Raw genomic sequence first — 13,861 nt, forward strand, 5'->3', positions numbered from 1 at the left:
ATGAGGTGCTGCCATGGCCCGTCGCCCAACACCGCTGGTCATTGCTGGTCGCCTTCAATTCATCGTTGCGGCCGTAGTCATTCCGGACGTTACGCCCGCACCCGACTGCTACATCTCGACATACCGGGACTATCTCGAAAGATTCGCTAGGGTCACTGAAGCGCGTGCGTGGACAACCGAGCGCGTCATCGAACATGTCGGCATCGTCTACACGTGGATGAGGCGCCATCCGTCGTATGTGGTTGACCTGGCGGTCGCAGAACAATTCGCCGAGGCGCTGAACGACGGCGCAGATGAAGAACGACTGATGATGCTCGCTAGCCGCTTGGTCAACAATTCGATGGTCGGCGGCTCGAAGTTCCTGCACTTTTACGACCCTGTGCGCTTTCCCATCACCGACGACTGGCTGCGCAAGAACTTGTCGGGAATGCCGGGTCACTCCGTCTATGGGCTCGACTTTTACCGCAACTGGGTGTCCGGTGTACGCCTGGTCGAAGCGGAGCATGCTGCCAGGGCGGTGAAATGGGCGAGCAAAGCGTTTGGCTATGACGTCATGCCCGCTCGTGCGGTAGAGGGGCTCGCCTTCTATTTCATCAAGAGCCTTGGCGAACAGGCGCGACTCGAGCTTCGGACCACGCTACGCGAACAATTTGCCAACGCGGCCTGATGATGCTCGATGTTCGCCACTGCGCTTGCGCCCCTGTCGGACTGCCGCGATACCGCGGGAAGAGACAAAAAATTTGGGTTCGAATTAACTGCTAGCGACAGTTTGTACTGCGACCATCTGCCGCACGAGCGTCGTTTCCCGCGGCCTCGTGGCTCCCGTTGGGCCACGAGCTGAAATCCGAGAATCGAAATATTTTCTTCCTATACTCGTAGGCAGCGACCCGCCTATCGAGTCGCGGAAGGACTGATGTATGATGCGACGCCCCGCGGATGTACTCCAGCTGCGCACGAAAAAATCACCAGACAAGCACCGGTCCAGATGCAAACCATGTACGCCCACATCGCAGGTGAACTCCGCGAACTGACCCTACCATCGGTGAACGAAGAAGTGCTCCCTGGCATCTGTTGGGGGGCGTTCGATGAGCTGATGACTCCGGCCTACTGGCGCGGTCAAGCTTGGCAACACACGGAATCCGGCACCTTCTGCGACTTTCGCCTTGGCCGTTCGCTTGAGGAGGAGGTTGCTGCGTGTCTGCTCGGAGGCTGGGGGATGCCGGCCGAGCTGGCCTTGGCTGCGTATTCACGCGTTCGGGAGCGAAACCTTCTACGAGCGGGCATCACTGCGCAAGAGCTCGAAGAAGCGTTGAGCGAGCCGTTCATCTTCCAAGGTCGCGAGCGCAAATACAGGTTTGTTCGACAGAAGGCGCGGTATCTGAGCGGCTGCCTTGAGCAACTGGCCGGCTTCATTCCGCCCGAAGACGACATCGCTTTCCGGGACCGGTTGAATGAGCTGCCGGGCATCGGCCTCAAGACGGCTTCGTGGATAGTTCGCAACCTTCGCCCGCAGAGCCAGGTTGCGATTCTGGACATTCATATTCTTCGAGTTGGCCAACACCTTGGCCTGTTCCCGGAGGACTGGCAGCCAGAGACGCACTATCGACAACTTGAAGCGCGTTTCATCGCGTTCGCGCGCGCAATCGATGTCTCTGCAGCCACGCTCGACGGTCTCATGTGGGACCACATGCGCCGCATGTCAGCCATTATGCGAAAGACGCGTGCGCAGGCCGAGCAACTCGAGCTCTTCGCAGACGACAGCGTCAGCATTCACTAATCGAAGCCGTATCGGTCAGTCTTGTACTGACAATCCAATTGCTGCGGCACCGACCGCAAGAAGTTGCTCCCCCGACGGAAGGGCTGAAACGACTTCGTTGCCGAGTATGCCCAGCGGGCAGAAGCCGAGCCTGAACAGCTCGGCTACAAGCGCAAGCGTCTGAAGCGTGGCGCCAGCGTCGCGCCAAACAAGCGTCTCGCTATGCGCGTACGCGCTCATCGGACGAGCCATGTCTGCGACGAGCGTAACGAACGCCCCGTTCGCGCTGGGAAGCACCTGTTGGCATTTGCTGACCCACGCGTCGCGCACCTCGGGCGGGAATGTGAGCTTCTCAAGCATGCTCGAATCGGCATTGACGCGAAAAACGGCCGACTCGTCGAATAGCAACACCGAGATTGGATGGATTGCGCCGGCCGATAGTGTTGGACGACGGCTTCGTCGCAACGGGTCACCTTCTTTCCAGAACCGGGGCGTTAGTGCGAAAAGCAGCGCGCCAACCGTCAGCTCCAGCGGAGCTGGCGAGAGTATGCGAGTGGAGCGGCGTTGCTCGAACACGTCGACGAACGTCCTTCCTGCCGGAGCGCTGAATGGTTCGAACTGCATGCTCGATTCAACCGGCCAGGTGTAATCCAAGTGCGGACCATCACCCAGCGGTTGCGGGTCTTCAGTACGGGTCAAACCCGAGCTCCTCGAGTGTCTCGTAATGCTTTCTGCAGCCGCGGCACATCCCGCAAGCTTCATTGGCTACGTGACAGGAGTGAGCCCACGCGAGCAAGTCGGTTGGAACGCCGGACGTTTTGATGAGCTCCGCGCCACTCAACATGATAGCGGGAGCTTCAAGCGTTATCCCGCCTTCCTGACATTGCAGTACCGCACTCATGGCTGCGATGAACTCAGGTTTGCCATCCGCGTGGATGCCATCTGTCCGAAGTGAACCTATCAGGAGCTTATTCACATTGAGCGTGACAGCCTTCATTGCAGCCAGAGTAACCAGCATCTGGTTGCGAAACGGCCACCACTCCGATACAGGAGCGAGCGTCGCGGGCGCCAAGCCCGCCATGTCGCCGCTACCCAATGCGCTCAAGTCGGCATCAATTACGTGGTGCTCGATGTTCAGCGCCTCACACACTGCAGCGGCCGCACGCACCTCTGCCTGGGCTGCTCGCTGGCCATACGCCACTGTGATACCGACTTCCGGACGCACCCAGTAAGCGATGGCGACCGAGTCCATCCCCCCGGACAGAAGAAGTGCGGTCCTCATGCTTTCCACGCCGTGTGATGCAGCGCCGTCACAAAGTCGAAGAACATGTTGCAGTCCGAGCCAACAACCATTTTCAGGTCTTCCTCGTTAACTGCCTGTGCTAGCGCATATACGGGGATGCCCTTCGCGCGAGCATATCCGACTTCGAAGACGGTGCCTGCGTCGAGACCATCGAGAATCGCCAAGACTCGGTCGCATGAGTTCAAAGCTTCGATGTCCTTCGGCCCCACCTCGCGAGCAGGACCTCGACCAACATCATGAACCGGGGAGAACACATCTAGGCCGAGCTCAGCCAGGCAGCGTCGCGCCTCATCCACGAGCCACCGTTGTCCAAGGTTGAAGAACGGGCTGGCCAGATAGACCTTCCCGGAAACCGTGGTCGAAGGCGTGCGCTGAGCCTCTGACAGCTCCTGAGCTGGGACTGCAGGCAATCCCATCGTTTCCGCGTATAGCGAAACGGCACGCGAAGCAAGTTCGGCCGCAGTAGCAGGGCCGACGCGGTGTACCGCCCATTGCGCGGCAAAGATGGCAGCAAACACGTCACCCGAGCCAATGGTCCATACCATTTCGCTACGGTAAGCAGGGATATGCGCCTCTGCACCGTCGGCGGTGTACACGTATGCACCGGCCGGCCCCGACTTGACCACAACGACTTCAGCGCCGCGCCGCAACAGTGTCGCTGCAGCCGTCTTCGGGTTCGAGTCCCCAGCCATCGCGGTAATCTCGCTTCGGTTGGCGACAATCGCGAGATGCTCGGCTTGGCTGCCGTTATCCCAAAACGGTTCCGGATGAAATGCGGATTGTGGGTCGTAGACGCACCATTTCGCGTTCACCCTCCCTGAGCCCTCCAGCATCCCGAAACGCAGCACTGCATCGGCGCTCACTTCGATTGGCTCGTGCGCATGAATACGCGCGAGAGCCGGCCGAATTACAGGTGTCGACATGCAATGCACGTATTCAAACGAAATACCAGCCCGAGCAGCGGTTATGACCACGTCGAACCTGTACAGCGTTGCCGCTGTCTTGAATTCAGTTTCGACATCCGGGTGCGCATAGGTGTGCAGCGTCACCTTGTCGACGTGACTGACGAGCGCGGTCGCCGCTCGTCCACCAGAGCCAAAGATTTGGTCCCATACGGGCCAGATGCAGTGTTCGTGATAGACGCCGCCAACGACAGTAATTTCGCTTTGAGTCATGCCAGTCGCACCCGCACTTGGCAGGAGCCACCTTGGATACCCAATACCTCTGCGACGTACCGACGGCCGCTCTGAATGCATTCGATAATCTGAAGCATGGAGCGCGAAGTAATAGACCCGACGATTTGCCCGGAGTTGCCCTGCACGACGAGTCGTTGAGGTGGCCCTGCCATAAACACCACGTTGAGCAGGGTGCCCGGTCCCACGTTACGCAATGCCGCCGGGGACACCGAATTGAGGGACGTCACTTCGTCGATGACACACGGGTCGCCTGCCACGACGTCTCCGCCTCCACCACCTTTCGGCTCCGGCACTGGTGCTTTCGGTTCCGGCCGCCACTCACCACTACCACCACCGCCTCCAGACATACGTCCCCCGCATTATTGGTGTGTAACGTTAAACGCCTATCGGTAATACCCGCATATAAATCGTTTTACATGCCGACGCCGGCTTATGAATGTCAAAAGCCAACATCGCTTCCGAATCCTCTCGATAGGTACGTGGACATCAATTCTAGACGGAGTCACTCAATAGTCAAACGAAAGTTTGCCAATGATATCTTTATTGATTGACATCAATGCTATTGGCACGCAACAGCAATAGACGCAAAATAATACCAGGTCGCTTCGCGCACCTTCTCTTTTTCTGATTTTCCGAGGCTGGCTAAAATCGCATTTTGACGGAAAAATGTGGTTCGCGATGCAATCAATGGACGCGTGCGCTTTTCTACACGCACATCATGGTGCTCTTCGAACTGGCAGAACTGAGCGACCAGACTGACGCGGTTGTGTTCGAATTGCGGACGCCGAACGCTACTGCCTCATGAAGCTCAAATCAGCTTGTTTGTGGAAAAGGAAGCGCTTATGCTCGGCAGGTCTACGAAACGCCGCTGCAAAGAGAGTGGTGGATTGCCAGACGCTTGAGGAGGTAAAGCGCGTCATACGATGGCGCGCGACCTTTACGAGCAACAGGAGGGCCTTCGCATGCTAGTGAGCTGCCCAACCCTGGGACGCTGATTCCAAACACAACTGCGGAACGCCAACATGACTGCCCCAACGTCAAACTGACGCCCCACGCTTATCGTTCACATCTCAATCAAGAAGCGGTCACGGTTCTTGGCATCACGAATCCAACCAGGTGCACGGCCTCGACCAGACCACGTCTCACCGGTCTTCGGATTCTGGTACTTTGCTGCCACAGAAACAGGTTGCTTGGCAGTCTTGGTGCCACGCTTACGGCCATAAATCTGCTCGGCAGTGATGCCGTACTCAGCGACCAAAGCACGTACCTGCTCGACAACAGCCTCGAGTTCAGCGATGCGTGCAGCTTCCGTTCGCGCTTGCAAGGTCTCTAGTTGAGCCTTCAACGCTTTGTAGTTTTCAGCCATTTCCGATTCTCCTGTTCGGCACCATGGCAAAGAATGGCACCAAGTTGCTTTCAATAGTCGCCAAGTATATCGCTCCAGGTTATTGAAGAGGTATTCTCAGCCGTCACCGCCAGTAGCTTGCGCACAACTTCCACGATGCCATCAGCCTCACTGACAGGCTGCCCCATGCCTGCTCGACGAGGCGTCAAACATCAATGTGCTTGCGTAGCAGGCGCCGTCAGATACTGTCACTTCAAGCCCGGGTTCATGCTGCGACTCGGACGTGCCGATTGCAGCCTTGGTGACGGCGATGGTCGCCCGCGCTGCGCGGTGGATATGGTCCGCTCGGCCTCATAACCTTGAGATAGCCATTTTTCGCTCGAAGGACAAGTAGCGACCTCACTTTCCCCCGACGAGGCAGTCAGCTCGTTTGGGTCGGTCAACCTGGCATGGGGAGTCGTGATAACCGGGGCTCGAGAACGTGCTTAGTCATCAGCAGTTGAAGCCCTATTTCGCCTGCTTTTTTTGGCTCTCTTCATAGTGGTCCAGCACCTTCACGACTCTATCAAGGATGGCCCGGAACTTAGTGAAGTCAATAGTACTCGCCTGCTTCGCCACGACATCCCGTGCAAATGCACCTTTCCCGTAGAACTTGTCTGAGTCGTCGGACTTGTTGCTACGATTGAATGTCTTTCCATTGAGCTGCGTCGCCAGAGTGTGTTCGTCGAAAAAATCCTCAATCGCTGTCTGCTTTTTCTTTGGCCCGAACGGTGTCGGAACGACGTAAAGATTACTGGTTACGTGAATAAAGTCAGCCCGCCCCTCTGGTTTAGGCTTCTTCGTGATACCGGCAATCGCCTCGTAAATGCTGTGCGCACCGTTGTCGTTGTCTATCAAGACGATGACCGGAAACTTGGAAACAGGAGCTTTGAACAACTCAGTCACATCATCATGGTAATTTTTCAAAAGTTTGCAGATACCCCCTACACCGCCGGTTAAGTCGGAAATGTGACCTGTTCGCGTCTCGGCATGCTTAAAAAATCGAACCTCGAGCTTCGGCGGAGTACCTTTGTCAATCAATTTTGGATATTCCGTAGCGAGGCTTTTTATAGCACACCGCAGATACACGTTATCGGTTTTTCCTTCACAAACAATAATAGGTTCGCGAGCAGCGTAAAAAGTATCAAAATACAGAAAACGCCTGAACAACGCTATGTGCCCCTCTGTACTTGCTGGTTCACGACCATTGTCCGTACACAGCTTGTGATTGAAACGGTCCACTTGGTCGATATATGAAAGCATCCCGAGAAGCTGCTTGTTTTCACCAACGAAGCGATTCTCGAAAATGACGTTTCCTTGCGCGTCCCTCTTCTTATGCACGAACTCGAATTGTCCAGTCTTGAAGAGCTTGTCGACCATGGCACGTACAGTATAACGATACGTCGCGGGAACATTGACCTTACGATTTACGGTTAAGCCGGTTACTTCTTGCCTTGAGTCTCGGTACTGCAATCGTGTTTTTGAGGGGTTAAAACTAAACCCGTTTCTGGTAACGATGCGCTCAAGGTCGACACCAGGTATCCAGCTATGGGTATCCTTGAGCGTCGCTATTTCCGGCGGAAACTCCGGCCGGTTTGTGCTAAACGTAAGGTCGTCGGCATAGCGGGTGTATGTCGCACCATGCTTTGCCGCCAGACGCACAAGGTGAATGTCGAGCGAGTGAGCGATTAGATTTGAAATAACCGGGGAACAGGGACTGCCCTGTGGGAGCTTGTTCTCAAAACAAGCAATCTGAGCAATTACCGTCGCAACCTCAGGGTGGAGCGCGAAATTTCTGTCCTTCAGAAAGAACCCTCGCACACGCCCAAAATTTATCGTGCCGAAGAAATCATGCAAATCCACGTTGAACACGTAGCGACGGGCGACATGCGCCCGCCCATTCGTCATGATAGTGTGGTTCCTCTTGAATCCGTGCGCGATTCCGAAGCGCCTCCCATCTTCAACGTGCCCATGCAAAGAATTGATTTCAGCAATGCAATCTTGCAAAAGCGTCGACAATCTCCGTTGAAGCAATTTCAACCCATTCTCAGGCGCGAGGATTTCGCGTTCGCCACCATGACGTTTTTTTATTTCGAACTTACGGTATCGATTATCCTCTGGCGACTTATAAATTGCATAAGTGAGCATCCCCGGCTTGACATGCAGCAGTGCCGCGAGGTCCCGTCGGGCAGTTGCTGCTTTTAGGTCTTTGAGACTCGACATTTTTATCGGGAGGAGAAAAGACTCGCGGATACTCCTACGCATCGGCGCGCATCTGCAGTATCAGAGGGATACCGAGGGCATATCTCGGAACATTTGCTTCACATGCCATGAAACATGGCAAAAAATCTATCCGCGAGTCGAATTAAATATAACACGACAAACCCGAGACGGCAATCACTCGTCTGCTATCACAGAGCCATCCAATCTCATCGCCTCAATCCATGCAAGAGGAACCAGCTTTTTGCCGTTCCTCCACTCCTCGACGGGGTTAATGCCCTCCAGGCCGCCCCAAATGTCGCGGCTCGCGTGGTCAACCACGATGATTTGGAAATCCCCCTTGAAGGTAGCAGTTGCCATTCCAAATACTTTGAAGAACCGTCTCACCGCCTCTGCATCTTCGTCGTCGTCAATCTTCGGGTCCAAGTCCCCGCGCTTGCTGGCGAGTTTTCGTGGGAAGTAAACCTGACTCGGCTGGTCGAAAGCGAGCAGCCCTGGGACCGGCGAGTTGGTCAGCCTAAGGAATAACGCATGCAAGGCAAGAGTGGCGGCCACATGGTAGGTAAGCCAATTCGCGCCACTCCCCAACTGCCAGAGGAAGTCGCTGCGCCCACTGGCATCACCTACCCTGACGGTCAACTCTTTGATGTCGAGATTGACCGAGGCGTCCGGGTCCTCCGCATCGAGCTTAGACGCGAGCTTCTCCATCGATTTCTTCAGTCGCTTCAATACGCTTGCAAGTTTCGCCTCATAGTTCTCTTTCGAGAGTTCAGATTGAAGGTTCTGGATGCGACCAGCGATTTCCTCAAGCGCCTTCGCGGCGCCTGGATTTTCCCTTCCGTAGTAGACCACGAGCGCTTGCTCCAGCGCTCCCAGGTAGCGCGCTACCTGATTGGTTGCGAGTCTCTGTTGCTTGGCTTTTGCGCTGCGTTGCTCAATACCTTTGCGACGTACGCTTACCGCATTCAGCTTGTCGGTGAGTTCACGCATTTTGTCATTGAGCACCACCCAGTCGCGGTCGAACACGGATGGCGCTCTCGAAACACGTCGCGCATCTGATTCGACGACCGCAAGCGCATCGCACATGGCGTCGACCGTCGCCGAATGCGACTTCAACGACTGCGCGCATATAGGGCAGGTTGCCTCGCTGACATCTTGGGCCTGATTGCGCAGCCATCGCGAAAGTGACAGACGGTCCTTTCTCGTCCCGAGCGAAATCTCATACTGACTGACCGAGCCCTTCAGCTCTGACAGACGGGTTAGCCTATGTCGCACTTCCGCGAGCTCGCCGTTCAGTGACGACTCCTCTTTCTGCAACTCAGCATACTCGATAGCCGAGTCCTCGAGCGCATCAGCCGAGATAGGCTTCTCCGGGACCTCGGATTCCACTAGCTTTGAGAGTATCGAGAGAACATGCGCTTCGTCCTTGCTTTTCAGGGCCTCCTTGTCAATCAGGCCAAGCTCATACGCTTCACGAACCCAATTCTCAAGATTGGCACGCCATGTCGCCGATGCTTTTGCGTAGGCCTCGACCTCCCTCTGCTTGACGCGCAACTCGCGTTTGAGGCAGTCGAGCTCCCATCGCTTCTCAAGACTTTCCGGCGTTGTTGCTCCGAGCACATACGGGAAAATGGCCCGAAGCTTCTCGCGATATTCTGTCGTGTCGGCCCGATAGAAGAGCACATCCGGGTTCGCCACGACGTTCTGCGGTTGGAAACAAAACGCCATCAAGTCTCGGAAGCTTGGGCGCCCAGAGTATCCGCTACCCTGATTGTCCGCATCGGTACCGAGATTGGTAAGCTGCGCGACGCGGTCAAGCATGGTCTTCACCTGCTTTACCGTTGTGTTGCCTTCCGAGATGACAGGCGGAACGCTTATCTTCTCTGCCTCAGCGAGGTACATCTCCCCGGAGCTCGGTTGCTTGCCGGGCTCCGGTCGCGCAAGCAGCTTCTGCCCTTCATCGGTCTGCACCACAATGCCAAACCACGAAACGGTCTGGCGGATGAGTCCGACGGGAATCGAGCAGCGGTCAGATGCAAGGCAGTAGTCGATGATGGGAATAATCGATGACTTGCCCGTCTTAGACGCCCCAGTGATAACGTTGGCTGAGTTAAGGGCGAACGGCACTCGCCGCGGCTCAAACCCGCCCTTGCGAGGCCACAATACGATTTCAACGACCTGCAGCTTCAATTCAAAGCTCCAAATGGAAAACGAAGCAAAACTCGCGAAGCGATACCTGACTAGCCCAGTGGCCCAATCGCTCCGCAGCTTGGAGAATTCGAGTTGCACCCTCACCTTGTGGGGTAGGACTGCTGGTGCTTCGCGGTTGGAACGTTGCACGGTCCGGGTCGACTGAAATGAGGCCCGTGCTCAGAGCCAAGGCGATGGCCTCTTGGGAGAGTCCCCTCATCGCCAGTGCACTGTCCTGCGAAGTCGCTAGTATCGACTGCTCCGCGCGCAGCTTCTCCTCGACCTTTCGCAATCCCTTTTTTGTCTTTACGACAGTTTCCAGAATCTTCTTGTTGAAGAGCAGCGGAATGACCAAGAAGGCGTACGCAATCGGTGCAGCATCCTGCCTCACCTCAGCCGCGTATCCGCAGGCAAATCGCCAAATAAGCGCCGCGCCGAGGCCGGGGTTCTGAATCTCCTCGACTTCATCAATCAGCATCATCTCCCCCTCGCTTGACCTCTACGTTGAGAAGTTTCTTCCATTCAGGATGCCAACCTATACGAGGTTCGTCCGCCATCGCGTGATAGCTACCACGAGAAAAATACTGCGGCACCTTCAGAGATTGAATTTCCGCCGGGTCCTTTGCCATACATTGAAACAAGAGCTGTACACCTCGATTGATAGGGGATGTCGCGCTATCGGAAGACTTGACAGCCATTCGACAGAGCCGCCAGTGGTCCTCGAGCTCTTTTTTATACTTGCGAAGACCTTCTCTATCGAGATAGCCCGAGGCACTCCACTCGGTGCGTGCAGTCGACGCGCGGAGGTAGTCGCTGATGTGTTGCTCTAGGTCATCATCGTCAAGATTGAGAAGATTCAATTGGTGAACATAGCGTCGACCTACGAGCTGAGCCTCGATTTCTGCCCTAGTCGGCTCGGCTTCGCACTCCGGAAAGCTGGTCAGATTCCTATCGACGCGTCGCAAGACAGCGAGTCTTTGCTTTCTGAAATCGTCATACGATACCCGCACAGGTGTGCGAGCTTCAATATGCTGCATCAGTTGACGCTTAACCCATCCCAGTAGCTGTTCGGTAACCAAGTCCACGCTATCGTCGCTTGTACTCCGCGCGATTTCAGCTCGGACCTCATCGAATGGAGACGCAGTAGCTATCTCAAGGGCGAAGTCGAGGACGATGGCAGCTATGGCGCCATCGCTGTGAGAGAACAAGCGACGCAATTGAGCCTTCAGCGATGCCTTGTCTTCAGCGTCGCCTTCTTGCGCATCCGCTGGCGCCAACCGCTTACGCAACTCTTGAACAAGCTCCGTTGCAGCAGCTGGTGAATTGCAATCGCTCAGCCTCTGCACGATTTGTCCTTCGTGCTGCTGCGCGACATACAGGATGTATTTGGAGGCGGCCGGGAGGTCTCCATTACGCCGCGCATCCGCCCAGTTTGCGAACGTCTTCCACAATGCACTGGAACCGTCCGCAATCGGATTGTGCGCAAGCCCGCTCTTGTCCTCCTCCGAAACGACGGTACCACCGCTCTCTATGGAGACGTCCCCTAACGTTTCGAATGCGACGATGTCACCGGGGCTGGCACGAAGAAGGTGCCACATTACTCTCACTACCTGGACAATGTATCCATAAGCCTGTCCCGGTGCCGTGGTCTTCCTCTTTCTCGGTTCTGCCATACCCGCTCGTTGATATTCCGCTACGACTGCGTTTTCTGAATTGCCCGTGCCAAGTCAATTGCGGCGGCCTGGACTACTAGCCATGAGATGCCACAAGTGTCTTCGTCCTGCTTGGCTCCGGCCGTCATTTGCTCATAAGGATGAACCAATTTCCGGAAGCTGCGAAGCTCATGACCAAATCGTTTCACATCTAGGTCGAGCTACCCGGTGCTGTGGGCAACGTCAATCATCTCCGACAATGACCACTCGAGGAAGCGCTTGACCTTGACAGATTGAGGCCACTTTGGCGCAGCAACATATCTTCCCCGGCAATTTTGTAACGCAGAGTACGTTACACAACTGCCTGACTAACGGCAATAACGATTGCCGTCTGAAGTGCAGGGTTTCCCGTGCCCGATTAGCCAGAGAATCGGGGCCGGATATAATAGACCCACGACGATGGCGAATCGGATTCCCGAAACAAGCAGCTCTGGAAGAAGGGAATGTGGAGGCGTTGGCTTGGTCATCCGCTCCCATGAGCATTCAAGTTCGAGCGGTCTAATAGCTGGTCGCCCGGCAAGCTAGTGAATGTCCATTATCGCGAAACGCGGCGAAGTCCAGTGATGACCGACCGCGCCCTCGCCAGCAACGAGGGGAATCTGTCTTTGAGCCTGGCGAGAGGTCTCTTGACTTGTCCCGTAGGCGCTCGCGGCGGCTGCCACGCAGTGACCGGTCCCACATGAACATTGATGCCGTAAGCATACGCGCTCTGATTGTAAGGAGCGCCAAGATAGAGAATGGCACTGGCGCTTTGCGCCAGCTCGCGGTAGAGCTTATTGTCGGTCGCGCAACTATAAAGAAGGGCCACGCGCAATGTCTCATCAGCGCACTTCGCTTCTACCGTCATGTAGAGTGCTCGTGCATCTGGTTCGGCAACCTCAACGCTCCACCCAGCGTTCCGTAGGGGGCGCACCAAGTCGTTGACGCACTGTTGAGCCAGATGCGCCTTTCTCAAAGTGACGCCATCGTCCGTAGGCATCGGAGGGACAATTTGTCCATGCTTGTGATAGTTCTTCCGCTCAAGAAGTTTCAGCATCATCTGTCCCTTCGCCTGGTTTTGAGCTTGGTGCCAGAGAAGAGTGCTGTCGTCATTCATCTTCGGAAGTAGCATGGGAACGCTGTTTGTCTCATCGTGCCAAGATTCGATTACACCCAACGTAGCTAGCGCTACGACCAGCCTGCAAAAGTTCCCAGAATTGGTCCATTGCGTTGACGCGCCGTGTGCAAACAGGTGTCGATTTAGCCACGTGATGCCGTCATACTCTCCAGTCTGGCGGAAGAACGTTCCCTTCAGCCACTGGCGATATGTCTCGAAGACGAAGACACGTTCGTCTTGCGCGTAGAGATACTCTTTGGTTTGATAGTCGCTCGGAACCCAGTTTCCGTCATAGTGAATTCGACCGGCCAGCGCGCACGCGCGGTCGATGATGCGGTCGATTTGTGCAGGCACATGCAAGTTGCTGCTCTCTTCCGATATTCGCTGCAGAGCACCTTCCATGACGGGGATAAGCGCAGCGATACTCGATGCCCGGTGTCCCGCGTAGAAGGCCAGATACGCCTCTCTCGCGATGGGTGCGAACGGAGCAAGGCTTCGCGATTTCGGTATGAGCTGGGCGATGCAGACCGCTTGAAATGCGAGTGTGTATATGGTGGACGTGTGGTAATCGAACATCGCTATTGCTTCTTGCTTCGAGCGGTGCTCGATATCAGCTAGCAGCTTGTTGCGGTCACCTCGGGCTACCCACAGTGGTTCGAACCATTCCACCTTTTCCCATGCCGTAGCGATACGCTCACACGCCGTTTTGTTGGCGAGCCACGTCGAGCACTTCGTCGCCAAAACTTTTGGGAAATACGCGGTGCCGCCTTCGACAGTTAGCACGATGGCAGGTACCGGCTGGAACGTACCAACGTTTCGCTCTACTACGTCGACTACGGTCAATCCGGTCGCCCTTGCCCAACCCGAGAGCGTGTCGGTGTCGAGGTCAGCCAAACTATGGAGAGTGCCGGCGCGCGACCACAGTCCGCCGAATTTCTTGTCGAGGTGTGGAGCGAGGTCCATACATCCGCAGATAAATTGTCGTCCCGTCTTGCGCCAGTGTG

The 13,861-nt window shown here is 55.8% G+C and carries 11 protein-coding genes; 2 read left to right on the plus strand and 9 right to left on the minus strand.

Annotated elements, in window-relative coordinates; all coding sequences use genetic code 11:
* The first annotated feature begins 13 nt into the window (after positions 1 to 13).
* Together R9B84_RS15000 and R9B84_RS15005 are read left to right on the plus strand one after the other, a co-directional pair.
* Positions 14 to 667: a hypothetical protein gene (locus tag R9B84_RS15000; protein WP_423758524.1), complete on the plus strand. Its 654-nt coding sequence runs from the start codon at positions 14 to 16 to the stop codon at positions 665 to 667.
* 246 nt (positions 668 to 913) lie between these two features.
* The gene (locus R9B84_RS15005; protein WP_423758525.1) at positions 914 to 1,777 is read left to right on the plus strand and encodes a hypothetical protein; all 864 of its coding nucleotides are present in this window, start codon (positions 914 to 916) and stop codon (positions 1,775 to 1,777) included.
* A 15-nt stretch (positions 1,778 to 1,792) separates the two neighbouring features.
* On the opposite strand, the gene R9B84_RS15010 is transcribed toward R9B84_RS15005, so the two are convergent.
* The 9 genes from R9B84_RS15010 to R9B84_RS15050 all read right to left on the minus strand — a co-directional run bounded on the left by R9B84_RS15010 (position 1,793) and on the right by R9B84_RS15050 (position 13,820).
* A complete protein-coding gene (locus R9B84_RS15010; protein ID WP_423758526.1) occupies positions 1,793 to 2,455 on the minus strand; it encodes a hypothetical protein in 663 nt (220 codons plus the stop codon).
* Positions 2,442 to 3,038: a 7-cyano-7-deazaguanine synthase gene (locus R9B84_RS15015; RefSeq protein WP_423758527.1), complete on the minus strand. Its 597-nt coding sequence runs from the start codon at positions 3,036 to 3,038 to the stop codon at positions 2,442 to 2,444. Before R9B84_RS15015 ends, R9B84_RS15010 begins: the two co-directional genes overlap by 14 nt.
* Positions 3,035 to 4,234, minus strand: a complete 1,200-nt coding sequence (locus R9B84_RS15020) for a PfkB family carbohydrate kinase (protein WP_423758528.1) — start codon at positions 4,232 to 4,234, stop codon at positions 3,035 to 3,037. The genes R9B84_RS15015 and R9B84_RS15020 overlap by 4 nt, the downstream gene beginning before the upstream one ends.
* Positions 4,235 to 5,318: 1,084 nt before the next feature.
* The gene (locus R9B84_RS15025; RefSeq protein ID WP_081333184.1) at positions 5,319 to 5,621 is read right to left on the minus strand and encodes an H-NS family nucleoid-associated regulatory protein; all 303 of its coding nucleotides are present in this window, start codon (positions 5,619 to 5,621) and stop codon (positions 5,319 to 5,321) included.
* A 486-nt stretch (positions 5,622 to 6,107) separates the two neighbouring features.
* Positions 6,108 to 7,862: a retron Ec67 family RNA-directed DNA polymerase/endonuclease gene (locus R9B84_RS15030; protein ID WP_423758529.1), complete on the minus strand. Its 1,755-nt coding sequence runs from the start codon at positions 7,860 to 7,862 to the stop codon at positions 6,108 to 6,110.
* 174 nt (positions 7,863 to 8,036) lie between these two features.
* Positions 8,037 to 10,049, minus strand: coding sequence for a DUF3732 domain-containing protein (locus R9B84_RS15035; RefSeq protein ID WP_423758530.1), 2,013 nt, complete (start codon positions 10,047 to 10,049; stop codon positions 8,037 to 8,039).
* A gap of 1 nt (position 10,050) precedes the next feature.
* Positions 10,051 to 10,530, minus strand: a complete 480-nt coding sequence (locus tag R9B84_RS15040; protein WP_423758531.1) for a three component ABC system middle component — start codon at positions 10,528 to 10,530, stop codon at positions 10,051 to 10,053.
* Positions 10,517 to 11,722 (minus strand): ABC-three component system protein, encoded by a 1,206-nt coding sequence (locus R9B84_RS15045; RefSeq protein ID WP_423758532.1) that lies wholly within the window; start codon positions 11,720 to 11,722, stop codon positions 10,517 to 10,519. Before R9B84_RS15045 ends, R9B84_RS15040 begins: the two co-directional genes overlap by 14 nt.
* A gap of 574 nt (positions 11,723 to 12,296) precedes the next feature.
* The gene (locus R9B84_RS15050; protein ID WP_423758533.1) at positions 12,297 to 13,820 is read right to left on the minus strand and encodes a hypothetical protein; all 1,524 of its coding nucleotides are present in this window, start codon (positions 13,818 to 13,820) and stop codon (positions 12,297 to 12,299) included.
* Between the last annotated feature and the right edge of the window lie 41 nt (positions 13,821 to 13,861).

The organism is Burkholderia sp. NLJ2 (assembly GCF_049487195.1).
Lineage (GTDB): Bacteria > Pseudomonadota > Gammaproteobacteria > Burkholderiales > Burkholderiaceae > Burkholderia > Burkholderia pyrrocinia.